The organism is Dellaglioa sp. CoH-55-MRSF-6 (genome assembly GCF_056782215.1).
In genome coordinates, this window is sequence record NZ_JBXAYJ010000002.1 from 181101 (window position 1) to 205258 (window position 24158).

At 32.6% G+C, this 24158-nt stretch carries 27 protein-coding genes; 10 read left to right on the forward strand and 17 right to left on the reverse strand.

The genetic code is table 11. The annotated features are described in order from the left end of the window. Positions 1-23 precede the first annotated feature (23 nt). Positions 24-1088, forward strand: coding sequence for a phosphomevalonate kinase (locus AC1RPK_RS02660; protein ID WP_481761406.1), 1065 nt, complete (start codon positions 24-26; stop codon positions 1086-1088). Between the two features lie 15 nt (positions 1089-1103). Then, positions 1104-2141 (forward strand): type 2 isopentenyl-diphosphate Delta-isomerase, encoded by a 1038-nt coding sequence (gene fni / locus AC1RPK_RS02665; RefSeq protein WP_481761285.1) that lies wholly within the window; start codon positions 1104-1106, stop codon positions 2139-2141. A 63-nt stretch (positions 2142-2204) separates the two neighbouring features. Here fni and AC1RPK_RS02670 read toward each other — a convergent pair whose 3' ends face one another. Both AC1RPK_RS02670 and AC1RPK_RS02675 read right to left on the reverse strand, forming a co-directional pair. Next, complete coding sequence (locus tag AC1RPK_RS02670) at positions 2205-3179, reverse strand: ABC transporter permease (protein WP_481761284.1); 975 nt, start codon at positions 3177-3179, stop codon at positions 2205-2207. Between the two features lie 22 nt (positions 3180-3201). Further along, on the reverse strand, positions 3202-3525 hold the full coding sequence (locus AC1RPK_RS02675) for a metal-sulfur cluster assembly factor (protein ID WP_481761283.1): 324 nt from the start codon (positions 3523-3525) through the stop codon (positions 3202-3204). A 293-nt stretch (positions 3526-3818) separates the two neighbouring features. Between AC1RPK_RS02675 and AC1RPK_RS02680 the strand changes: the two genes are divergently transcribed. Then, positions 3819-4631, forward strand: coding sequence for a Cof-type HAD-IIB family hydrolase (locus AC1RPK_RS02680; protein ID WP_409022582.1), 813 nt, complete (start codon positions 3819-3821; stop codon positions 4629-4631). 89 nt (positions 4632-4720) lie between these two features. On the opposite strand, the gene AC1RPK_RS02685 is transcribed toward AC1RPK_RS02680, so the two are convergent. Together AC1RPK_RS02685 and AC1RPK_RS02690 are read right to left on the reverse strand one after the other, a co-directional pair. After that, a complete protein-coding gene (locus AC1RPK_RS02685) occupies positions 4721-4909 on the reverse strand; it encodes a 2-hydroxymuconate tautomerase (protein ID WP_481761282.1) in 189 nt (62 codons plus the stop codon). Positions 4910-4923: 14 nt separating this feature from the next. Continuing rightward, on the reverse strand, positions 4924-5814 hold the full coding sequence (locus AC1RPK_RS02690; RefSeq protein ID WP_409022584.1) for a YitT family protein: 891 nt from the start codon (positions 5812-5814) through the stop codon (positions 4924-4926). 219 nt (positions 5815-6033) lie between these two features. On the opposite strand from AC1RPK_RS02690, the gene AC1RPK_RS02695 reads away from it, so the two are divergent. Further along, positions 6034-7470, forward strand: coding sequence for a C69 family dipeptidase (locus AC1RPK_RS02695; RefSeq protein WP_481761281.1), 1437 nt, complete (start codon positions 6034-6036; stop codon positions 7468-7470). A gap of 33 nt (positions 7471-7503) precedes the next feature. Continuing rightward, the gene (gene yjeM, locus AC1RPK_RS02700; RefSeq protein ID WP_481761280.1) at positions 7504-8976 is read left to right on the forward strand and encodes a glutamate/gamma-aminobutyrate family transporter YjeM; all 1473 of its coding nucleotides are present in this window, start codon (positions 7504-7506) and stop codon (positions 8974-8976) included. 44 nt (positions 8977-9020) lie between these two features. Here the strand turns inward: yjeM and AC1RPK_RS02705 are convergent, their stop codons facing one another. Continuing rightward, positions 9021-9377: an iron-sulfur cluster biosynthesis family protein gene (locus tag AC1RPK_RS02705; RefSeq protein ID WP_481761279.1), complete on the reverse strand. Its 357-nt coding sequence runs from the start codon at positions 9375-9377 to the stop codon at positions 9021-9023. A gap of 117 nt (positions 9378-9494) precedes the next feature. Here AC1RPK_RS02705 and AC1RPK_RS02710 point away from each other — a divergent pair, with 117 nt between their 5' ends. Both AC1RPK_RS02710 and AC1RPK_RS02715 read left to right on the forward strand, forming a co-directional pair. Next, positions 9495-10481 (forward strand): MBL fold metallo-hydrolase, encoded by a 987-nt coding sequence (locus AC1RPK_RS02710; RefSeq protein WP_481761278.1) that lies wholly within the window; start codon positions 9495-9497, stop codon positions 10479-10481. A 49-nt stretch (positions 10482-10530) separates the two neighbouring features. Beyond that, the gene (locus AC1RPK_RS02715; RefSeq protein WP_481761277.1) at positions 10531-11745 is read left to right on the forward strand and encodes a multidrug effflux MFS transporter; all 1215 of its coding nucleotides are present in this window, start codon (positions 10531-10533) and stop codon (positions 11743-11745) included. Between the two features lie 189 nt (positions 11746-11934). Here AC1RPK_RS02715 and AC1RPK_RS02720 read toward each other — a convergent pair whose 3' ends face one another. Further along, the gene (locus AC1RPK_RS02720; RefSeq protein ID WP_481761276.1) at positions 11935-12390 is read right to left on the reverse strand and encodes a Fur family transcriptional regulator; all 456 of its coding nucleotides are present in this window, start codon (positions 12388-12390) and stop codon (positions 11935-11937) included. Between the two features lie 131 nt (positions 12391-12521). Between AC1RPK_RS02720 and AC1RPK_RS02725 the strand changes: the two genes are divergently transcribed. Further along, on the forward strand, positions 12522-13202 hold the full coding sequence (locus AC1RPK_RS02725) for a VIT1/CCC1 transporter family protein (protein ID WP_481761275.1): 681 nt from the start codon (positions 12522-12524) through the stop codon (positions 13200-13202). A gap of 18 nt (positions 13203-13220) precedes the next feature. Beyond that, positions 13221-13919: a VIT1/CCC1 transporter family protein gene (locus tag AC1RPK_RS02730; RefSeq protein ID WP_481761274.1), complete on the forward strand. Its 699-nt coding sequence runs from the start codon at positions 13221-13223 to the stop codon at positions 13917-13919. Positions 13920-14286: 367 nt separating this feature from the next. Here the strand turns inward: AC1RPK_RS02730 and AC1RPK_RS02735 are convergent, their stop codons facing one another. Next, entirely contained in the window at positions 14287-15156 is an 870-nt protein-coding gene (locus AC1RPK_RS02735; protein WP_481761273.1) for an alpha/beta hydrolase, read from the reverse strand. Further along, positions 15146-16465: a PTS transporter subunit EIIC gene (locus AC1RPK_RS02740; protein WP_481761272.1), complete on the reverse strand. Its 1320-nt coding sequence runs from the start codon at positions 16463-16465 to the stop codon at positions 15146-15148. The genes AC1RPK_RS02735 and AC1RPK_RS02740 overlap by 11 nt, the downstream gene beginning before the upstream one ends. Before the next feature lie 206 nt (positions 16466-16671). Here AC1RPK_RS02740 and AC1RPK_RS02745 point away from each other — a divergent pair, with 206 nt between their 5' ends. Further along, the gene (locus AC1RPK_RS02745) at positions 16672-17136 is read left to right on the forward strand and encodes a transposase (protein ID WP_481761271.1); all 465 of its coding nucleotides are present in this window, start codon (positions 16672-16674) and stop codon (positions 17134-17136) included. Between the two features lie 420 nt (positions 17137-17556). On the opposite strand, the gene AC1RPK_RS02750 is transcribed toward AC1RPK_RS02745, so the two are convergent. The 9 genes from AC1RPK_RS02750 to ftsY form a co-directional block, all read right to left on the reverse strand. After that, complete coding sequence (locus AC1RPK_RS02750; protein WP_481761270.1) at positions 17557-17955, reverse strand: hypothetical protein; 399 nt, start codon at positions 17953-17955, stop codon at positions 17557-17559. 791 nt (positions 17956-18746) lie between these two features. After that, a complete protein-coding gene (gene rplS / locus AC1RPK_RS02755) occupies positions 18747-19094 on the reverse strand; it encodes a 50S ribosomal protein L19 (RefSeq protein ID WP_057973468.1) in 348 nt (115 codons plus the stop codon). Positions 19095-19224: 130 nt separating this feature from the next. Then, positions 19225-19956 (reverse strand): tRNA (guanosine(37)-N1)-methyltransferase TrmD, encoded by a 732-nt coding sequence (gene trmD, locus AC1RPK_RS02760; RefSeq protein WP_481761269.1) that lies wholly within the window; start codon positions 19954-19956, stop codon positions 19225-19227. 2 nt (positions 19957-19958) lie between these two features. Next, complete coding sequence (rimM, locus tag AC1RPK_RS02765) at positions 19959-20474, reverse strand: ribosome maturation factor RimM (RefSeq protein ID WP_481761268.1); 516 nt, start codon at positions 20472-20474, stop codon at positions 19959-19961. Between the two features lie 71 nt (positions 20475-20545). Next, the gene (locus tag AC1RPK_RS02770) at positions 20546-20791 is read right to left on the reverse strand and encodes a KH domain-containing protein (RefSeq protein WP_409022598.1); all 246 of its coding nucleotides are present in this window, start codon (positions 20789-20791) and stop codon (positions 20546-20548) included. A 10-nt stretch (positions 20792-20801) separates the two neighbouring features. Next, entirely contained in the window at positions 20802-21077 is a 276-nt protein-coding gene (gene rpsP, locus AC1RPK_RS02775; RefSeq protein ID WP_409022599.1) for a 30S ribosomal protein S16, read from the reverse strand. A 139-nt stretch (positions 21078-21216) separates the two neighbouring features. Continuing rightward, on the reverse strand, positions 21217-22653 hold the full coding sequence (gene ffh / locus AC1RPK_RS02780; protein WP_481761267.1) for a signal recognition particle protein: 1437 nt from the start codon (positions 22651-22653) through the stop codon (positions 21217-21219). 16 nt (positions 22654-22669) lie between these two features. Further along, positions 22670-23011: a putative DNA-binding protein gene (locus AC1RPK_RS02785; protein ID WP_409022601.1), complete on the reverse strand. Its 342-nt coding sequence runs from the start codon at positions 23009-23011 to the stop codon at positions 22670-22672. A gap of 113 nt (positions 23012-23124) precedes the next feature. Next, a complete protein-coding gene (ftsY, locus tag AC1RPK_RS02790) occupies positions 23125-24135 on the reverse strand; it encodes a signal recognition particle-docking protein FtsY (RefSeq protein ID WP_481761266.1) in 1011 nt (336 codons plus the stop codon). Positions 24136-24158 lie beyond the last annotated feature (23 nt).

Here is a 24158-nt window from a genome sequence, read left to right on the forward strand (position 1 = left end):
CATATTGAAAGGAATTGAGCTATTTGATCACCGCTAAAGCACCAGGAAAACTTTATATTGCAGGAGAATACGCAATTGTTGAACCTGGATCACCAGCAATTATTGTTGCTATTGATCAGTTTGTAACTGTAACAATTAAAAAGAGTAAAGAAACAGGTAGTATTTCATCTAAACAATACCAAGAAAATTCTTTATCTTGGTATCGTCAAGGGACAAAAATTATTTTTGATAATCGAGATAACCCCTTTCACTACATATTATCGGCGATTCATTTAACCGAATTATATGCACAATCCATCGGAAAACAGATGGTTAATTATCATGTCAATATTGATAGTGATTTAGATAGTACTGATGGTAAAAAATATGGTTTGGGCAGTTCTGCTGCGGTTACCGTAGCAACCGTTCGTGCCGTTTCACAATTTTATAATTTAAAATTAACGGATAACGCTCTATTTAAATTATCAGCAATGGCTCACCTAGATGTTCAAGGAAATGGTTCACTCGGAGATATTGCCGCTAGTGTTTATGGCGGATGGATTGCTTATTATTCATTTGATCGAGAATGGTTAAAAATTATGAGACAAGGTACGCCACTAACCGAACTTTTATCTATGGATTGGCCTATGCTTTCTGTCCAACGCCTACCGCAACCTAAAGATTTAGAATTATTAATCGGTTGGACTGGCTCTCCAGCTTCAACTTCCATTTTTGTTGATAAGATGGCCCTTTTTAAAGCAAAACAAAAAAAGACTTACTCTGAATTTTTAGAAGATTCAAAAAAATGTGTCACTGCAATGATTGATGGCTTTAAATTAAACAATTCCATCATTATTCAACAAGAAATTACAAATAATCGAATGATTTTACAACAATTAGCCGATGCTAGTCAGGTAATAATTGAAACCGAATCATTAACTTCCCTTTGTAATTTATCAGAATCCCAACATGCTGCCGCAAAAACATCAGGTGCTGGCGGTGGTGATTGCGGTATTGCATTAGCAACCTCTGAAACAAATCGTACTGAATTATTTAAAGATTGGGCACAAAATGATATTCAACCTTTGGATATCAAAGTGACCTTATAGGATAAGGAGTTTTTTATGATTAAAGACGATAATTTAATTCAAAGTCACAGAAAAGATGAACACGTATTTATCGCCGAAAAATTATTCAATACGGAATCAAAAAATCAATTGAATGAGATCAAGCTTATTCCTTCAAATTTACCTGAACTTTCTATTAATGATATTCAATCTAGCGTTGAGCTTCCAAATTTCTCGTTTCAATCGCCCTTTTATATTAATGCTATGACTGGTGGCAGTGAACAAACGGGTATTTTAAATCAACAATTAGCCGAAGTTGCAGCTATCACAAATACACCAATCGCGACAGGTTCTCAAAGTATCGCCTTAAAAGACCCTTCTAAGGCTCATACATTTAAAATACTTCGTGAAAAGAATCCAAATGGTCTCATTTTTTCTAATTTAAGCGCCAATGCAACACTAGATCAGTCAAAAAGAGCCGTTGATATGATTGAAGCAAACGCCCTACAAATTCATATTAATGCCGCTCAAGAAATTATTATGCCAGAAGGTGAACGTGAGTTTTATTGGTTGAAGAATATTGAAACAATCGTAAATAAGCTTGAAGTACCCATTATTGTTAAAGAAGTTGGTTTTGGGATGTCTCATAAAACGGTTCAACAATTAGCTGATATTGGTGTACGTTATGTTGATATTTCTGGTCGTGGCGGCACAAATTTTGCCATGATTGAAAACGAACGTAGACATGCTAAAGATTTCTCCTTTCTAGAGGATTGGGGCTTAACTACAGCTGAAAGTCTCATTGATACAAAATCTCTGCAAACAGGCTTAACAATTTTTGCCTCTGGTGGTATTCGTACCCCATTAGATATTGTTAAATGTCTCGCTTTAGGCGCTAAAAGTGTTGGTATCTCTGGTGCATTCTTACACATTCTCAATAAACAAGGTCAAGATGCGCTAACAAATACCATATCAGATTATCAATCAAAAATTAACATGCTTATGCTGTTACTTGGCACCAAAAATTTAAGTGATTTAACAAAAATTAGAATGATTTTATCACCTGAGTTACAAAATTTTAAAAATCAAATATAATCATGTTTACATAAAAAACGCCAAATCAGTTAGATAATGAATCTAACTGATTTGGCGTTTTTATTAATTATTACGTTTATTAACTCTTCTACGGATAACAAAGTAGAAAACAACGGAAGCAACGATAAATAGAGTACCTTCGAACTCATACAGAGCTATCATATTTGTTTTAATCGAAAATTGTGACTGACCAATCGCAGTTCCTATTAAGCCACCAACTAAGAATGATCCCATGTAAATTAGCAAGTTATTCCAAATAATAACTTTTTTTGATTGTTTGATAAATTTCTGATTACGAATTTGTTTACTAACACCAACAATCCAAATATAAGTTGCGACCATAACACTAGCAATAACAGCCATTAAGCCCACCGCTTGTTGCCAATGTCGACTAATCCATGAGTTATTAGTTAAAATTAAATTATCATTAACCTGTTTGGAAACTGTTGTATTAGTTAATTCGGTCGTTAACACATTCTTAGTCACGACATGCTTTGAATCAAGAATAATATTTGTATTATTTGCCTTCAATTTACTTATGTCTGCAGTTGACATTGCAATAAAAATTTGATTATCCAACTCAGAATTGTATTTATCACCCATAATACCGATGACAGAAACGTATTGCCCATTTAATTTATAATACTGCTGATGAAATGGCGAGTATAATTTTTTTTCAATATTTCGACCAACTACTGCTACCGGAACTTCAGATAAAAAATCATTATTTGAGAAAAAAGTTCCAGAAACCATTGGTGGCTTATCATAACTACCCTTCGCATAAAAATAAGAAATATTTTTTTTGTTTTTTACTTGATAATGAATTTGAAAATCAGAAATTTTTTCTGATTTTGCTAACGTTGTATTATATTTATCTAAATTTTGTTCTTTTGTTTTAAGAACATATGCATTTTTAGATAGATTATGATTATCTAATTTTGTGATTAAATCTTTTTCCTGCATCTTAAAAAATAAAAATGTGGTAAAGAATGTAAGTAGTAAGATAGCTACTATAAATATGTATCTTCTTCGCATCATCAATTTAATTTCCCCCTAACTTTTAATGGACACCGAGTGCCATTTTTGCATACCTAGACATACGTTCAATTGACCAGGCTGGACTCCATATAAATTGTACAGTTACTTTTTTTATTTCTAGCACTGGCTTTAACGCATCTTCGACTAAATCAGATAGAACACCTGTTAACGGGCAACCCATAGTGGTTAAAGTCATTTGTACATTACAATTATTGTCATTGTCTAATTCAATCTCATATACTAAACCTAAATTAATAATATCCATATCCAATTCAGGATCCATCACTTTTTCTAAATGTGTCAAAATATCTTGCTTAATTATTTCTGCACTTCGTCTTTCACTCATAGGATTAATCCTCTCTTGAATAGCTAATATTACTAGTTTATCGTTTCTATTTTAGCATTGCAATCTATTGTTTTAATGTTACTGAACTCTTTACTTTTTCTAAAAAATAATGTTATACGGCGCCAAAGTTACTATGAAGCCGGATTAAATTAAAGATACGATTTTATAACAATAGATAAAAAAAGGTTAAATACGTTTGAATACTGCATACTCAAATGCTATCCTGAACTAACTAAGATAAAAAACTGTAAATCTTACTACACATAAGTTAAGTTGATGGAGGAACAATAACGATGAACAAAAAGTTAATTACAATTGATTTAGATGGCACAACTTTAAATAATAATGCAGAAGTTAGTTCAACAACAAAAAAAGTACTTACTCAAGCAACAGCTGAAGGACACATTGTCAGTATTGTAACGGGACGCCCATATCGTATCTCAAAACAAATTTATGATTCATTAGGGTTAACAACTCCAATGATTAATTTTAATGGTGCCCTGGCACATATTCCACATAAAAATTGGGATAAATCATACGAATATACAATTAATCGAGATATTGTTTTTGATATTCTTAACGCTAGAAAAGAATTAGGTATTAACATGTTAGCAGCCGAAGGAAAAAATATGTTATTGGCTGACAATGCAAGTCAGCTAGTGAAAGGCTTTTTCCCACAAGTTTTAAGATCAAATCAAATTCTTAATAAACAAAATTTACAACATGATCCGACATCAATTACGATGTTTGTCGATCAAGATAAAAAACAATTAATTACATCTAGACTACTTGAAAAATATGGTGATGTTATCGAAGTCAACACTTGGGGCGGACCAAAACCTGTTCTAGAAGTTGTTTCAAAAGGGATTCAAAAAGCAATTGGTGTTTCTTATCTAGCAGATTACTATGGTATCTCTCAAAAAGATATCGTTGCTTTTGGTGATGAAAGTAATGATAAAGAAATGCTTTCATATGCTGGCTGGGGTGTGGCAATGAAAAATGGTACTTCTGAAATTAGAGGTCTAGCCAATGATGTTACCTCTTTAAATAACCAAGAAAATGGGCTTGCTCATTACTTAAAAAATTATTTAAATTTAGCTAAATAATCGTTAATTAGTAACAGATCAGTAATGGTCTGTTATTTTTTTATAAAAAATGACTTCTGGAATATACCAGAAGTCATATTTAATGATATTTATTTTTCGTCGCTTTTTAGAATACCACCGACACTATAACGATCTTTACGCATTTCATTTAAAATTACATGGATATGCTCTGTAGGTGCACCAGTATTTTTTGAAACAGCTTCAGTCACATCTTTAACTAAATTTTTAAGTTGTTCTTGTGAACGACCTTCAATTAAATCAATATTTATAATTGGCATAACGAATCTCCTTTTTATTTAGTTGATTGCCCTTTTCTTAATAATTCTTGTTGGTCTGAGTTTAGGAAATTGCCTTCAATATCAGCGGTATTAACTAAGTTCATAAATGCATTTGGATCAACATCACTAATTGTCATTTTTAAATTATATAATTCATAACGTGTAATAACTAACATCAAAACTTTACTTTCTTCATTTGAGAAAGCGCCCTTTGAGTCAATAACTGTAATTCCACGAATTAATGATTTTTGGAGCGCTCCAACAACTAAATCTGCTTCTTTTGTAACAATAAATGCTGTTAACTTTTGATGCGATGTATGGATGTCGTCGACAACTCTAGACATAGCATAATTAGAAATAATTGTATACAAAGCACTTTCCCAACTGAAATAAAATCCAGCCGTTAAAATAATAATCATATTTGTTGATAACATTAATGAACCGACTGTTTTACCTGTCGTTTTAGCTAGAACAAGTGCGATGATATCCATCCCACCAGTTGAAAAACCAAATTTTAATGCTAATCCAACCCCAATACCACTTATTACACCACCAAATAATGCTGCCATTAATGGATTAGTTGATAATTGATGAACGGGTAAAATTACCGTAAAGAGAGATGAAGAAGCGACGGTCAGTACACTATAATATGTAAATGAACGTCCTACTTTATACCAGCCTAATATACCAATTGGAATATTTATTAACATAATTAGATATCCAGTACCAATTTTAATATGAAATAGATCATAAAAAATAGCAGAAAGTAATTGGGCAATACCATTGGCACCAGCTCCAAAAATATTTCCTGGAATCAGAAAGAAATTAAGGGATAATGCAATTAATAATCCCGAAAATACAATTATAACTAGTCGTTTATTTTTATCAGAAATTGATAACTTCATAAATCTCCCTCCTATTATATGTGACTCTTTTCATTTTACCTTTTATTAAACAATAATATTAATAAAATGAGTAATCTCTCATTTTAAATTTCTATTAAACTAACCTTATACAGCGTAACCGGTTAAATACGAATATTTATTTACAAATGGCGTTTAAAAATAGCAATTAAATGATAAAATGGTAATATCTAAATTTATTTACTGGGAGGAGAAATATCCATGACGACAGACCCTTTTAATTTTTCAGCATGTACAAGTGTTTTAGCTGGTTCTAAAGCAACTGCAGATGGGTCGACTTTTATTGGCCGTAATGAAGATGCAAAAACAGCATGGCCAAAACATTTTGTTATTCATGCTCATACAGAATTTGAACAATCACCTTTATTTGAATCACCAGATAATCACTTTAAAATGCCATTACCAAAAATTCGTGGTAAATATTCAGCTACTCCTGAATGGACACCAAAATTTGGTGTTTTTGAAGAAGATGGCTTTAATGAATATGGTGTGGCTATGAGCGCTACTGAAAGTGCATACGCTAATAGCCGGGTTCTCAGTTACGATCCCTTACTAACTGAAAACGGAATTGGTGAGGAAGCAATTGTAACAATTACTCTTCCCTATATTCACTCCGCAAAAGAAGGTGTTAGTTACCTTGGATCATTAGTAGAAAAATACGGTTCAAGTGAAACAAATGGTGTCTTGTTCTCTGATCAAAAAGATGTTTGGTATATGGAAATTGCAACCGGTCACCATTGGGTTGCGCAACGTATTCCGGATGATTCTTATGCAGTTGTTGCCAACCAACTAGCTATTCAAGAAATTAACTTTACTGATTCCGCTAATTTTATGTTTAGTTCTGGTATTCAGAAATTTGTTTCTGATAATCATTTAAATAACCAAAAAGATTCATTTAATTTTAGAGATATCTTTGGAACTCATGATCAATCTGATGCCATTTACAGCACACCAAGAGTTTGGTATGGCCAATTACTTTTAACACCATCAGTTGCTTCACAAGATCCTATGAGTATGAATTTACCGTTCATTCGTCAGGCTGATCATTTAATTCAACGTGAAGATTTAGAACAAATTCTTGGCTCACATTTCCAAGGAACTCAATATGATCCGATTGGAACTGGTTCAATCAGTGATAAACATAAATTCAGACCCATTAGTTTAGCAAAAACACAAGAGTCTCATATTTTACAAATTAGACCTGATTTACCTTTTGAAATTGGTGGTATCCATTGGCTATCAATGGGTGTTACGGCTCAAAGTGCTTATGTACCTTTCTTTGCTGGTATTACGGATACACCGGAGAATTATAAAATTGGTACCGATGTATATGATGACAAATCTGCTTACTGGTTATATAAACAATTAGGTATTTTGGTTGATTCACATTACTTAGAATTTAGCTCATTACTGAAAGATCTCCAAAAAGATTTAATTATCCAATTCAATGCCTCCGTAAAACGGATTCAAACAGAGGCAATTTCTAAAAGTGGTACAGACCTAACAGATTTTTTAACTGAAGAAAATCTAAAAATTACTGAAGCTGCTGAAATCAAGGTTAAGGCCTTAATTAGTCAGCTAATTACATTATCAACTGACCTATCACCATTAAATTTTAAAACTGACCAAAACTTATAAATATAAGAAACCGAAAGGAATTACAAAAGTCTTATGGACAAACAAAAGAAAATTTCCCTAACAAGTTTCATTTTAATGATTTTTACAACTATTTTTGGATTTGCAAATACTCCCGTCGCCTTTATTCAAATGGGTTACGCTAGTATTATCTGGTACGTTTTAGCAGCATTCTTCTTTTTCTTACCAACTGCTTTGATGTTTGCAGAATATGGTTCAGCTTTAAATGAATCAAAAGGTGGCATTTATTCTTGGTTAGCTGAATCAATTGGCCCCAAACTTGCTTTCACAGGAACATTTATTTGGCTTTTTGCATGGATTGTCTGGATGGTATCAATTGCATCTAAAGTTTGGATTCCACTTTCAACAATTTTTTCTGGAAGTGATCAAACACAATCTTGGGCTATCTTTGGCCTATCTTCAACACAAACTATCGGTATTCTTGCAATTCTTTGGATTGTGCTAGTTACCTTTGTCGCTAGTCGAGGTATCAGTAGTATTGCCAAGATTTCTTCAGTTGGTGGTATTGCTATTTTAGGTTTAAATGCTATCTTTTTACTATTAAGTATTGTTATTTTAATTGTTAATCATGGTGCACTCCAAGAACCATGGCATGGTATGACAAGTATTATAACTTCTAGAAATCCTAGCTATCAATCACCTATCGCCCTAATTTCATTTATTGTTTTTGCCATCTTTGCATACGGTGGTATGGAATCAGTTAGTGGTGTTACAGATAGTATTAGAAATCCTAAGAAAAATTTTCCAAAGGGTTTAATCATTTCCACTTTATTAATTCTTTTTGCTTACTCAATCTCAATCTTCTTCTGGGGTGTTAGTACAAACTGGAGTAAACTTGGTGGTCAAAATGCCAACTTAGGTAACATCTCTTACATATTGATGGAAAACTTAGGTAATTTTGCAGGTCAAAGCTTTGGTATGAGCGCAAGTGCTTCGACAATTTTTGGTCATACACTTGCTAGAATTACTGGTTTAAGTATGTTCATGGCTTATACAGGTGCATTCTTCGTCTTGATTTACTCACCACTCAAATCATTTATTCTTGGAACACCTAAGGATATCTGGCCAGCAAAAATGACGAAATTAAATAAGCATAGTATGCCTGAATTTGCAATGTGGATTCAAGCTGCCGTCGTTATTGTCATTATCATGGCTGTTTCATTTGGAGGTTCAAATTCAACATTATTCTATTCAAAATTAACGTTAATGGGAAATATCTCAACTTCTGTACCTTATCTATTTTTAATTGGTGCATTTCCATTCTTTAAAAAACGTCAAGACTTAAATCGACCTTTTGAAGTTTATAAGAATAGAACACTTACAAATATTATTACTATTGTCGTCTGGTTAGTTTTAGCCTTTGGAATTATTTTCACTGTTATCAGCGATACATTAAGTAATGCTCTCTGGATGATATCTGGTCCTGTCCTTTCTGGACTAGTTGCTTTCCTTTACTACACACGTTATGAGAGAAAAATTAAAAAATAAACTAAAAAAAATCGTAAACAATTTTTATTGTTTACGATTTTTTATTAGTTTTTAACAAGACTTTCTAAGCTAACATTACCTGTTAATAGTCCTGAATTATCTCCATGTAATGCTAAACTGTTGAATCGTTCATTAACGACAAGTTGCATGTTCTCATCCATATAAGTTTTGCTGTACCCTTTTACTCTAATGGGACCTAAATCTGAATCAATTGTTCCATCATATGCCTTGCTATCGTTCTGGTCATCAATTACTAACATTCTAAAGCTTGAATCTAACGTACATGTTCCTTCATTTGATAAAGCACCAACACCATCGTCAAAATCAAGCAAGATTTCTGAATCATTACCCATAAGTTTCATAATCTTGCTTTTTGCGTCTTCACTTATTTTTAAATACATGAAATTACCAGCTTTCTTATTTAATAATTACATTGTACACCACTGATTATTTTAGACAAGCATGACGACTCAGGTTCATCATGGTATGATAGTTCTAATTAGAAAGAGAGGAATATAATGACCAAAATTAGTATAGTAAACAACTTATTTGATAGTAGTTCACAATTTAAAAGTTCACATTCAATCTTTCAATTTAACGTTAATTCACAACTAAATGAACAAGCAGACGCTCTTTTTCTTTCATACTTCTCAATAGATATCCATGAAAAAATTCTTGAATCTTCTATGATGCAAAAATTACCTATCTATTTATCCAAAGAGGCATTTGAATTAAAACAACAATTTGTCTTACTAGGTAAAATTAGTGAAACACACTTAAATTACAAAATTATTCCGATTAACACCGCACTAACTATTGGAGATTTTACAGTGATTGGTTTTTTATCAGATTCAGTACACACGGGTTCATTAGCTTTTTTAGTAGAAGATGAAAAGCAGAAGTACTCCTTCTTAGCTGGTGATACTCGCTTAGCTGGACCTCATAAAAAGAGAACGAAGAAATGGATTCACGACTTAAACCGACTACCTTTAGATGTTCTAATTTTAAATACTGTCGACACAACAGATACTAATTACTACACTGAAATTACGATTCTAGATCATCTCATTAAACTTTTAAAAGTCGAAGAATTAACTGCTATTAACGTTGCCAACGAAAATCTTTATTTAATTCATAAGTTAGCGACAGTAGCTAACAAGTTAGAAAAAATAATCGTACTAGATAAGCCAACCTCCCAATTATTGACGTATTTTTATCCTGATTCAGAAGTGATTTCATTAAATGATGCTACTTCTGTAGGAATTAAAAGGCATCCTGAGAAATATATCTTGGTAAATATAGAAAATAAGTTAGGCGATTTTAATTTGTCTACCCAAAATAGCTATTCACTGACCGATTTATTGGAAAATAATAAAGATAGTCTCCCAATCAATTCACATTTATCTTCATTAGAAGTACCTGAATTGTTAAATCGATTAACGCATAAACCTAAGCAACTTATATTGATAGACCAAAATTTTAACAATACTATTGTAACTTATTAATATTTATTCTATGGTATATTTATTAATCATTTAAAAGGACGTGAATTTGTTGGTTTTTTCTTATTTTAAAAATCCTAAAAAACATGAATTATTTTTAACCTTCTTATTAGGAACATTAAGTGCTTTTGGTCCATTATCATTGGACATGTATTTACCAGCATTACCAGTTATTCAACAACACTTACATACAACTGCATCGCTTACCCAGTTGACGATTACGACTTGTTTACTTGGATTGGCGCTTGGCCAATTAATAGTTGGACCCTACAGTGATAAAATTGGCCGTAGAAAGCCATTACTTTTGGGACTCATCTTGTTCGCTGTTACCTCTATCATCGCAGCAACAAGTCAGAATATAACAATTTTGGTTATTATCCGGTTATTGCAAGGTTTAGCGGGATCTGCTGGTCTTGTAATCTCTCGAGCAATTGCTAGAGACCTATACACCGGAAAAAAATTAACCAGTTTTTTCTCGCTCTTAATGGCTGTTAATGGAATTTTCCCGATTATTTCGCCCATACTTGGCAGTTTTATTCTAAAATTCACATCTTGGCGCGGTATCTTTGTTATCTTAACTGTAATTGGTTTTCTTTTATTTCTTCTTGTATTAGTGACGTTACCAGAAACTAACCAGATTGTGCCAGAGAAGTCGCAATCAAATACTGGTGATTCAACGAAAAAAATTCTTAAAAGTTTAATTTTTGATAAATTTTTCTTGAGTTATGCTCTAATTCAAGGCTTTATCTCAGGTGCAATGTTCTGTTATATTTCTGGATCATCATTTGTTTTACAAAATCTTTTTGGTCTATCCTCTAATATGTTCAGTTTAGTCTATGCAATTAATGGTTTAGGTATCGTTATAATGTCTCAATTAAGTTCACGAATTTCAGATACTTTTTCTGAACAGACTGGTCTAAAATTAGGTGTTTACCTTGCCTTACTTGGTAGTCTACTATTAACGACCTCATTATTTATTAGTAACTCGTTATTACTAGTGCTCATCAGTTTATTTTTAATTGTTTCAATGGTTGGTATCGTAAATACAACGGCCTTCTCATTAGCTATGCAGAAACAAGGGCAACACGCAGGAAGTGCTTCTGCCATACTTGGTGTTGGTATGAATCTAGTTGGAAGTATTCTTTCTCCATTCGTTGGGATTATGGGGGATCATTCTTATGTTCCAATGACAATTTTAATCTTACTGTGTGAAATTTGTGCCTTGGTCATTTACTTAAATATTTCCACAAAAAAAGCAGAACTATAAGTTCTGCTTTTTTTGTGGAAATATTAGTTTGTATAACGCAAAAACTTAATAATATAACTCTTTAATTATTTATACTAAAGGTGTGACATCTGATTTTGTACAGCTGTAACCTTTATGTAAAATGGGTACTATCTACAAATTGGTACTACCAACCATATTTTTAAAGCTTATTTTATCTACTGATATATATTATTTATTTTCTGTTAAACCCAGTTTTATTTGACATTCTGGACAATATCCAAACGTCTCGACATGTGTACTTTCAATTATATAACCACTTTTATTTTCCGCCTCTTGCTCTGCCTCATGAAAAGTTAATTCTGTAAATATATCTGTTATTTTGCCACAGTTAAGACAGATAGCATGATAATGTGGAATACCAAAATAATCGTAGCGCATTTTACCATCATCGCCATTAGACAATTCTATCACTAATTTTTGAGCAACTAATATTTGTAACGTATTATAAACGGTAGCTATGCCTAACCCTACGCTTCCATCTTTAATTCCGTTAAAAATTTGTTCAACAGATGGGTAGTTATGTTGCGTTACTAAATATTCAAGAATTATTTTACGCTGTGGTGTTATACGTACGCCACGTTCTTTTAAAATTTCTAAAGCCTGGTCAAGATTTTTATCGATCAATTTAACGACCCCCATTTTCTTAATTCACTCTGTTCATTATCTCATATTTCATAAAATATGTGGACTTTATCTATTGAATTGATTTATAATGATTATATATTTAGAATCATTATAACAAAGGAGAGAGAGTTATGTCTAAAAAATTATCTTTATCTCAGAAAATAAATGTTTTAAGAGCTAGTGTTATGGGAGCTAATGATGGTATTCTTTCCGTTGCTGGGATTGTCATTGGTGTCGCTGGCGCTACGAACAATAATTTTTCTATTTTCATTTCAGGTATTGCTGGTATGCTTGCCGGTACTGTCTCAATGGCTATGGGAGAATATGTTTCTGTAAGTACCCAAAAAGATTCGCAAGAAGTTGCTACTGCCAATTCCAAGTACAATCTAAAACATAATTATGATAAGGAATATAATTATGTTTATCAAAAATATTTTAAAACAGGTATTTCTTCATCCTTAGCATTAAAAGCTACAGATGAAATGATGTCGGCTAACCCATTAGATACTATTGTACGTGAAAAATATGGCTTTGATCCTAACGTCTATACGGATCCTTATGCGGCTGCGATTGCATCAATGATTTCTTTTCCGATTGGATCATTGCTGCCCCTACTTGCAATTACTTTATTCCCTGCTGAATTTAAGGTCATTGCCACATCTATTTCTGTCATTATTGCACTAGCTATCACAGGATTTAGTGCTGCAACTTTGGGTAACTCAAATCGGACAAAATCAGTTATTCGTAATATTATTTCTGGTATTTTAACAATGCTAGTCACTTACTTTATTGGTACTTTATTTGCTCATTAGGAAAGGACACTTAATTTCATGACATCTGAAACCAAAATTAAACAAAAAAAATACAAAACAATGGATGAAAAACTTAATTCACTTCGTGCAGGTATACTAGGATCTAATGATGGTATTTTAACTGTTGTAGGTGTCCTGTTCAGTGTTGCAGCAGCTACAACAGATAATTTCATTATTTTCATCGCTGGGTTAACTGATCTAATAGCTTGCGCATTTTCTATGGCAGCTGGCGAATATGCCTCTGTCAGTTCACAAAGTGACACCGAAAAAGCAGCTGTTGCCGTCGAAAAACAGCGTATGATTACGAGTCGTACTGATCAAATTCATGATGTTCAAAATTTTTATACGGCTAAGGGCGTTTCTGAAGAAACCTCTTTTGAAATTGCTACAGAATTAATGCAAAAAAAGCCACTAGAAACGATTATTAATGTTAAATACGGTCTCGAATTAGGACACTATATGAACCCTTGGGATGCCGCTTTTTCCTCACTAATCTCTGCAGCTTTAGGTGGTATTTTCCCACTACTTGCCATTATTATATTACCAAACAATTGGAAAATGATAGGTACAATTATTGCGGTTTCAGTAGCTGTAGCTTTAACTGCCTTTATTAGCTCCAAATTAGGTGATGGTAAAATTAAAGTTGCCATTATACGAAATATTATCATTGGTTTAATAACCATGTTAATTCATTATGGAATTGGCCAGTTTTTTTAGACATATCATTATGAAACCCCGCCCAAACTAGTTAAATATTTTTTCCCAACTTATTTGTTGTCATAGATACATTTTATATAGCGCATTAGCTTTCAAAATGTTTATAAATTTTGAACTAAACCACTTTATACTCTTAAAATTCATACAAAAAAGTTCTAATCACTTAGCGATTAGAACTTTTTTAATATCATTGATCAGCAATAGTTAACAAAGGCCTATATTTTATACTACTTTCAATAATTAAATACAACACTCGCCATCGACATTGTCTGTTTAATTGATATACTGTACATATTTAAGATCATTAAGACTATTTTTACAATGTGCAACTATACATAGTTCATCACAATAATAATCAAGCACTACTCTAAATTTTCTTATCATCTGGTCCACTATTTTTAGAATTTTGGGAAGCAATAATATACTGTTCAATTAAAGCAACAATTTGCTTATTTTGTGGTAAATCAGAATGTTCCGATTCATTTCCTGTGACAGTTATTTCTGTATAGGATTTCGCTTGATTTTGATAAATATATTTTCCGGCATTAACACTTTGATATGGAACAATTCCATCATTATTGTAATTATCTGTTCCAGCAATCGAGTACAACACTAAGTTAGTTGGAATTTTTTTTCGATTCTTTACAAAATCCGCTAACATCTGTGTTCTTGTACTCTGATTAGTTTCTTCACCATTATATGGTGAACCTATCGTCATTAACGTATTAATTGAGGCCGCTTTATCATCAAAATATTCTTCTAAAAATGTCGTATAAATAAGACCTCCGTTAGAGTGCCCGATACCATTAAATTGATTAAATTTATATTTATCAGCAAGATACGTAAACGCTATATCAAACCATTTAGCTTGTTTTTTTATACTATTATAGCCATTCGAATTATCTTCAAAACCAACAACTATGAAAGGTTGCATATCTCGTTTAGCTATTTTACCAGTAATTTTAAGTTTTCCAGTTTTCTGAACCGTTATCTTTAACAAACTATGCGTTCGATTTGTTGAAGTATTTAAAACATCAATCAATTCATCAAATCGATCTTGATTTGCACTGCTTCCTGGTATTAAAATAACTGGATTTAACTTTGAATTATGAATAATTCGGCTTGTTTTGACCTTTTTAGTGTTCCATGTATTTGCCGGTACGATAACAGCTAAAAAACAAGCTAAGATAGCTATCCAAATAAACACGTATTTAACTATTTTCCGTTTATTTTTCATTTAGCTTACCTCCATCAATATTCATTGCCTTATTATTTAATTTTACAAACGGCATATAAATTAAAACTGTAATAATAAGCACAATTCCTGATACAACTAATGTACTCCAATACCCATCAGTTCCTAAAAATGCCATTAATGGTGCTGGAGTCGTTTCAGGTAAGCTGTAAACTGCTGGAGGTATCCACTTAAAGTAAATACAGAAGTACCCAATCAACATTGAAACGATGGGTGATAAGATAAACGGAACCATTAAAATAGGATTTAAAATAATTGGTAACCCAAACATCAATGGAAAATTAATATTCACAAAGCTTGGAATAATTGATATTTTTGCTATTTTACGACTATTTTTATTTTTAGACATTATCAATATTGCTATAATTAAAGATAAGGTCATTCCTGTTCCACCAAAGCTACCAAAACTGTCATAAATTGTATGTATAGAGATAGGAAAAGGTACACCAAAAGACGTGCCATGCTTTAACGCATAACTTAAGTTACTGACAACCGAAGTATCATCTAAGCCGCCTTGTGCAATTCCTAAAGAACCAGAAATTCCTATACCAGATAAAACAGTATTGAAAAAGGATAAAAATAAAATAGTTATAATTAAATGCCTTGATTTAACTTCTGTTAATCTAAACATAGAATATAAGAGACCATTCACACCGATTTGATTAACCAATGAAACTAACATGACTAGTCCAATTAAAATCCCCAATATTATCACTATCGGCAACAGACTCTCTAAACCACGAGAAATAAATGTATATTGATCTACTTTTTCTTGCTTATTTTTAGGTGAAAACCATTTAAAGATATATCCTACAAAGACCCCCAAAATCAGTGAGATAAAAATCCCTTTAACACCTAACTCTTGAATCAAGAATGTCCCCTGATCACTATCAGGGTTTAAACTTGATAAATTATAATTCAAAATAAGCATCCCGACTGCCCCAGTGAATCCTGCAATTTGTTCATCTTTTTTAAAGGACCGAGTCATGTATTTTGCGCTCAAAAAAGCTGTCATTACTGCGATAAAACTCATTGTAACTGTATTAATAATTTCGAATATATTTGTTATGATTTTTTCATAAGGTAACCATGATGAAATATTATATACTTGATTAAAGAACCCTTGTTCTGATAAAACGCTAGAACTAAGCGCCATACTAAAACTTCCAATAATAATAAACGGTAAGATAATTGCAAATGTTTTTTCAATTGCTTGATAAACAAAAGTTTTTTTAAAACGTAAATCAACTCTTAACAATTTTTGCGAAAACGTCACCCATAGTTTATTCATTGAATAACCCCCTTATCTATTTTTTATTATAAACCAATAGTAACCCAACAACAAAATGTTAATTATAAACTTTGAGGGTGTACACTTTCTGGTGTTGGTAAAATAAAATTCATCAACACCAGTTTTTTATTCTGAAAACAAAAAAAGAGGCCACCGGCCCCTGCTATGATTAAGTTGCAAAACATAATCAAAAGCGAGGGATGCTGATGATCACAATTAATTCCGCACTATTACTATTAGGAACAGAAGACGAAAATATTAAGAAAATTAACGTTTCCGATGATTTTGTTAGAATAGTATCACGTAAAAGAAAAGTTAATATCATAGATGCACCATTAACATACATACCTCCAAGAGACCCAGATTGTGGCTATTTAACTATGATCAAAAATGGAACACGTTTAGTTAATGCTAGAATTTCTAGCGTAAATGGCTATGAATTTCATTTGCGATTACGGAACCAACGCTTTATTTGGGCTTCATGTCAAAGTGCGATTGATGCTGAAACACATAATTTTGTAGCGATACTGCCTAATCGTTTTAACAGTGTTATTAAGGAACATTTTTTTAATGCATATATTCTAAAAGAAAGACAATTTGTAACCTCTGTTGTTGTAGACCTGAATGCTCAATATCAAAGTATCATTCATCAACTATTCCCAAATGCTTAAATAATTATTGATCGTTTTCATTTAGTTTAACTGGCTGGTAAAGCCTTAGATTGTGTTCGTATAGATACTTTAAATCAGATAATTGATCATAAAAATAGAGAATATAAATCTTTAAAAACTCAGTTATTAGAAAACTATCAACCAAATAACAGTGAAATGGATACTGTAATAACCACTTTCATAAAGAATCCACATTATATTGAAAATATTTTTATCTTCAACTTATTAAAACGGTCCTATAGAAGGACTTAATCGAAAAATTAAAACACTTAAACGTAGCAGTTACGGTTTCGGAAACTGACATCATCTTTTTGAAAGAATTTTATTAATTCATAACTAAAAAAAGGAAATCCTTTTGGATTTCCCTTAATTAGATTAGACGTTTATTGTCTCACCATCACTATTTGACGCAGACCCAATTTAATCTACGCTTTTGATTATAAACAAAAGCCCTAATGTAATTCCCCATTCTATTACCAATATAATAATCAGTTCCCACAAAGGAATTATAGTTAATAACAAAAATGCACCACCTGGGAGTGAAAGTACTAATATACTCACTGTAATAATAAAAAAATATTTCCAAAAACGTTTTAAATATCTATTAGGCATTATAGCTAGGATTATTAACAATAAAAATGTTAATAATCCCATGACCACTGCCAAATCGTCCCATAATGTGCCTCCAAAATAATATGAAAATGGCGCTAATTTTCCATGTATTACTATACTTGGATAAATGAGACCACCATAACATAATCCACTAAAAAGAAGTAGTCCCCGAAGTATCCATCCGCTTGCTTCTTTAATTACTTTCATTTTAAAACCCCTCTCTCAGATTATTATGATGTTATTTTATGAATATCATTTGGCTTGAACGGACTACTAAAATTGCCAAGCAATCCATAATGTTTCTTTTTTCTATATGCCTCAACATGAGCACCCTTTTTGTATATTGCTGAAAAAAATCTTTCTTGCTCGCATGCTTTGCTTTGTCATCTTATGCAATCATTTCAGTAAGAGTAGTTTTAGCACCCGGCTTAACTTGATTTTCATATACAGGCCAAATAGATGAACTACACAAATCATAAAACTCTTGATAGTTCATATCCTATTGCTTAATTTTACCCTCTTTGACTCCTATATTATATGCTTTAGTTATATCACGGCTCATAAATGTATCCTGAGCATAAATATGATTAGGTACTAATAATACTGAACAAAACTTCATTAAAATAGCTATTACTTTAATACTTTTTCATTAACAACAATCTAACGCTATCATAATTTTAATGTTACTTCAAATAATTTAACTATAATATTAATCTAAGTTAATACTTTAAAAACTTAAAAAAGCCAGCCTCTTAAATTAATACTTTTTTCCGTAATGCACAAAAAGAATTAAAAAATTGATAAAAATATATCTATATGTTATTGAAAATATTAATTATAAACTTTAATTAGAAATCGAAAACTTATAATTTCTGCCCCTTTTCTGCCCCTTTTAGCGACTTTAATGCGACTTTTTGAAGCAAGGTTCAATTATATAGGTCTACCAAATTTTTAGACAAATAAAAAAGCCTTGATTACCAAGGCTTTTCAACGTCAATCTAACGGCGAGCTTCTTTAATACGAGCAGCTTTACCATTAAGGGCACGTAAGTAGTACAATTTAGCACGACGAACACGACCATGACGGATAACTTCAATTTTAGCAACACGAGGTGAATGCAATGGGAAAGTACGTTCAACACCGACACCGTTACTAATTTTACGAACAGTGTAACTTGAACTAATACCTTTACCACGGCGTTTTAAAACGACACCTTCGAAAAGTTGGATACGTTCACGTGTGCCTTCAACAACACGGGCGTGAACTCGAACAGTATCACCTGGGCGGAACTCAGGAATATCTGTACGTAATTGTGCTTCTGTAAGTTTTGCGATCATTGGACTCATAATTTGGATCTCCTTTTCAACAGAAATTCATTCACATTCACTATGCCAGCGGAATATCGTAATTTTATGTGGCTTTTAACCACTTTTAAAATTGTATCATATTACTTTATAGGCGTAAAGGTTATTTCCTTTACTTTCCAGATTTTATGTCAGCTAACCATTCAACTTGTTGTTTAGATAATTGAATATCTTTCAACAAATCTGGTCTTCTCTCAAATGTTCGTCTCAATGATTCTTTTTGACGCCATTCATCGATTAATTTATGATTCCCATTTGTTAGAACTTCAGGAACTTTCATCCCTCTAAAATCAGCTGGCCGTGTATATTGCGGATATTCTAACAAGCCGTTTGAAAATGAATCTCCGGGAGCAGATTCTTTATTGCCTAAAACTTCAGGTAACAATCGAACAGTCGCATCAATCATGACCATGGCTCCTAGTTCCCCACCCGTTAAAATGTAATCACCAAGTGAAACCTCATCAGTTACAAGTTCGCGGATACGTTCATCATAGCCTTCATAGTGACCACAAATAAATGTTAGATGTTCTTCTTTCGCAAATTCTTCAGCCACATTTTGGTCAAATTTACGTCCTGCTGGATCTAAAAGGATAACTTTACCTTTTGTGTCAGATTCCTTTTGAACAGCTTCTAAAGTGTCAAAAACTGGCTGTGCTTGTAATAACATACCTGCACCACCACCATATGGGTAATCGTCCACATGATTTTGTTTATCAGTTGTAAAATCTCTAAAATTAGTAATTTTTAAATCAAGAACGTCCTTATCAATTGCCTTACCAACAATTGATTGTTTCATGGGACCATCAAACATTTCTGGAAATAAACTCAAAACATCAATTTTCATATTTAGTCGTCCAATCCTTCTAAAAGTTCAACCGTTACAATATTGTTATCAATATCGACAGTTTTTATAACATCTTTAATAACTGGTAACAATAAATCACCCTGTCCCTGACGCTTAACAACCCAAACGTCATTAGCTCCTGGGCTTAAAATTTCATAAATAGAGCCAATTTTTTCTTCATTTTCATTTTGGACATCTAAGCCGATAATTTGATGGTAATAGTAATTACCTTCTTCTAATTCCCGAAGACCTTTATCAGCGACTTTAAGATCTAATCCTTTATACTTCTCAACCAGGTTAATATCTTGTAATCCTTCAAACGTCACGAGTTCAAAATTTTTATGATGTCTATAGGTCATAACCGTTAACGAAATAACTTGTTTTCCGCTCTTATCAAACAGATACAAGACGGTTCCCTTTTTAAAACGCTCAGAAACGAAGTCAGTTGTAGCCATAACTCTAACTTCTCCTTTGATTCCATGAGTATTGACGATTGTTCCTACTTGATAATAATCCATATTTACTCCTTTTTATTGTAAAATAAAAACTCCCAAACAAAACATTGCTGCTTCATTCAAGAGTTACTATTTTAATCTAATATGTTTAGACGCACTCGTTTCGAACTTGTTAAACGCACACCATAGATTATTGTTCTAATAGCTTGCGCAACTTGTCCGTGCTTCCCAATAATACGGCCAATATCATCTGAATTCACAGATAATTCAAAATAGACATAATGATCATCTTGTTTCTGTCCTATTTGGACATCATCAGGATTTTCAACAAGCGGTTTGACAATTGTTAAAATTAAACTTGTCACTTCTGCTTCAGTCATTTAATCGTCCTTATTTTTTAGAGAATTTAGCTTCATGGAATTTCTTCATGATGCCTGCATTTGAAAGAATGTTACGTACAGTATCTGATGGTTGTGCACCATTGTTCAACCAGTTTAAAATACTTTCTTCTTCAAGTGTTACTGTTTGTGGTTCTGTTAATGGGTTGTAAGTACCAACGTTTTCGATGAAACGGCCATCACGTGGTGAACGTGAATCAGCTACAACGACACGGTAGAACGGTCTCTTTTTAGAACCCATACGTTTTAAACGAATTTTTACTGACATTAATATACACCTCCTGATATCTACTTCAACAATAATTAATATACCAGTTATTTATCAGCTTGTAAAGGTTTTTTTCTTGACAGTTAAAATAAATTATCAAAATGTCCCTTAAGCCATACCAGTATTGGTTATTTAATGATTATTTTCTAGAGTTTTTATTTTTCTTCATACGTTTTTTCTTGTTTTTCTTGTTCTTACGAACCATAGAATTCATAGACATCTTAGCTAAGCGACCTGTTACGCCCTTGCCAAGCATCCCTTCCATACCTTCAAAATTACCGCTATTCATTTTCTTCATCATTTTCTTCATTTCGCCAAATTGCTTAATCATTCGGTTAACTTCAACAATTGGACGACCTGCACCAGCAGCAATACGTCGTCGACGACTGGGGTTCAAGATGTCTGGATTTTCGCGTTCTTTAGGTGTCATTGAGTATACTGTCGCACGCATATGGTCAATATCCTTGGGATCCATTTTAACATTCTTCATAGCTGGATTATTAGCCATCCCTGGAATCATCTTCATAATATCTTCCATAGGACCCATTTTTTGTAATTGATCCATTTGACTTAAAAAATCATTAAAATCAAATGTATTTTCTTGAAATTTTTCAGCCATTTTAGCTGATTCATTTTCATCAAAATCTTGTTGTGCTTTTTCAATCAGCGTGAGCATATCACCCATGCCTAAAATTCTTGATGCCATACGATCTGGATAGAATACGTCCAAATCAGTTAATTTTTCACCTTGTCCGATAAATTTAATTGGTTTACCCGTCACTGAACGAATTGATAACGCAGCACCACCACGAGTGTCACCATCTAATTTAGTTAAGACGACACCAGTAACATCTAATTGTTCATTAAAGCCTTTAGCAACATCTACCGCACTTTGTCCAGTCATTGAATCAACAGTCAAAAGAATTTCATTTGGGTTCGCTAAGGCCTTAATTTGAGCTAATTCGTCCATTAGCGTTTCATCAATTTGTAAACGACCAGCTGTATCAATAATAATGTAATCATTTTTATTTTCTGCAGCTTGTGCTAAACCTTGTCGAACAATTTCAACAGGGTTTACTTTTGTACCCAATTCAAAAACAGGTATTTCCAAATCTCGACCTAAAACTTGTAATTGGTCGATAGCAGCTGGACGATAAATATCGGCTGCTATCATTAAAGGTCTCGCATTTTCTTCTTTTTTTAATGTTAAAGCAAGTTTACCAGCTGTGGTTGTTTTACCAGCCCCTTGTAAACCAACCATCATAATAATTGTTGGTATTTTAGATGACTTGTTCAATGGAACAGCTGTTTCACCCATGACTTTAGTTAATTCTTCATTTACAATTTTGACGATTTGTTGTGATGACGTTAAACTCTCAAGTACTTCCGCACCAATTGCACGTTCACGAACAACCTTAACGAACTCTTTAACCACTGTAAAGTTAACATCGGCTTCAAGTAAGGCTAAGCGAATTTCACGCATAACCTCTTTTAAATCAGTTTCAGATATTTTACCTTTGCGACGGAGTTTCGTCATCGCATTTTGTAATCTTTCTGTTAATCCTTCAAATGCCATTTTTAACTACCTACCCTTACTCTTCGTCTAATTCTTCTAATTGATTAATTAGATCGGTTAATTTTTGATCCTCTTTATAAGTACTATCTGTGTATTGCTTAATTTGGTCTAATTTTTCATTACGTTGAATAAAATTATGATACAAATTCAACTTATCTTCATAATCTTCTAAAATTTTTTCTGTTCGTTTGATATTATCATAAACGGCTTGCCGACTAACATCAAAATTGTCCGCAATCTCACCAAGTGAAAAATCATCACCATAGTACATGGCCATATATTCAGCCTGTTTTTTAGTTAATAATGACTCATAAAATTCAAACAATGCATTTACTCGATTTGTTTTATCAATCGCCACTAAAAAAACTCCTTCGTTTTTGTTTCATTCAGTCCTACTTAGAAGGGTACCGATTTTAGCCCTAAACGTCAATAGCAAAAAGAAGTCCGATTAGTTTAATCTGACTTCTAAGATTATTCTTCTGTTGATTCAGGTTGTTCTTGAATAAGTCCTTTAAACAAACCATAAATGAAATCTTCTGCATTAAAATCACGTAAGTCATCCATTTGCTCACCTAATCCAGCAAGTTTTACTGGTAAATGCATTTCATTACGAATGGCTAACACGATACCACCACGAGCAGTTCCATCTAGCTTAGTTAATACAATACCACTCACATCAGTTGTTTCTTTAAATTGTTTAGCTTGGATTAAAGCATTTTGACCCATTGTTGCATCCAAAACAAGTAAAACTTCATGAGGTGCATCTGGAATTTCTCGAGAAATGATTCGTTTAATTTTATCTAATTCATTCATCAAGTTAACTTTATTCTGCAAACGACCAGCTGTATCAACTAGTAAAATATCGTAATCTTCTTCTTTGGCACGTTTTACCGCGTCAAAAATAACAGAGGCTGGATCACTTTTTTCTGGTCCACGAACGATATCGACATCAACACGACGGCTCCATTCAGCAAGTTGTTCTATTGCACCCGCTCTAAATGTATCTCCAGCAGCTAAGAGTACTTTTTTGCCTTCTTCATGATAACGGTGTGCTAGTTTCCCAATAGTTGTTGTTTTACCAACGCCATTAACACCAACAAATAAAATAACAGTTGGACCTGATTCAGCTTGCGCAATAGAATTATCTTCGTCTTTACCCTCTGATTCATACAAATCTACCAATTTTTCAATAATTGCTGCAGAAACAGCATCTGGATTGCTTACATTTCTTAATTTAACTTCTTCTTGTAACTCACGGCTAATTTTCATAGCCGTTTCAAATCCAACATCAGCTTCAATTAAAGTTTCTTCTAACTCTTCAAAAAAATCTTCATCGACTGTTCTAAAATTAGCAAACAGTGAGTTTAAGCGTTGTCCAAAGGTTTTTCTTGATTTTTCAAGGCCTTTATCATATTTTTCTTGTTCAGATGATTCTGGTTCTTCACCTGTAAAAGCTTGCTTAATTCTACTAAATATTCCCATCTGTAGCGCCTCCTAATCTTTTA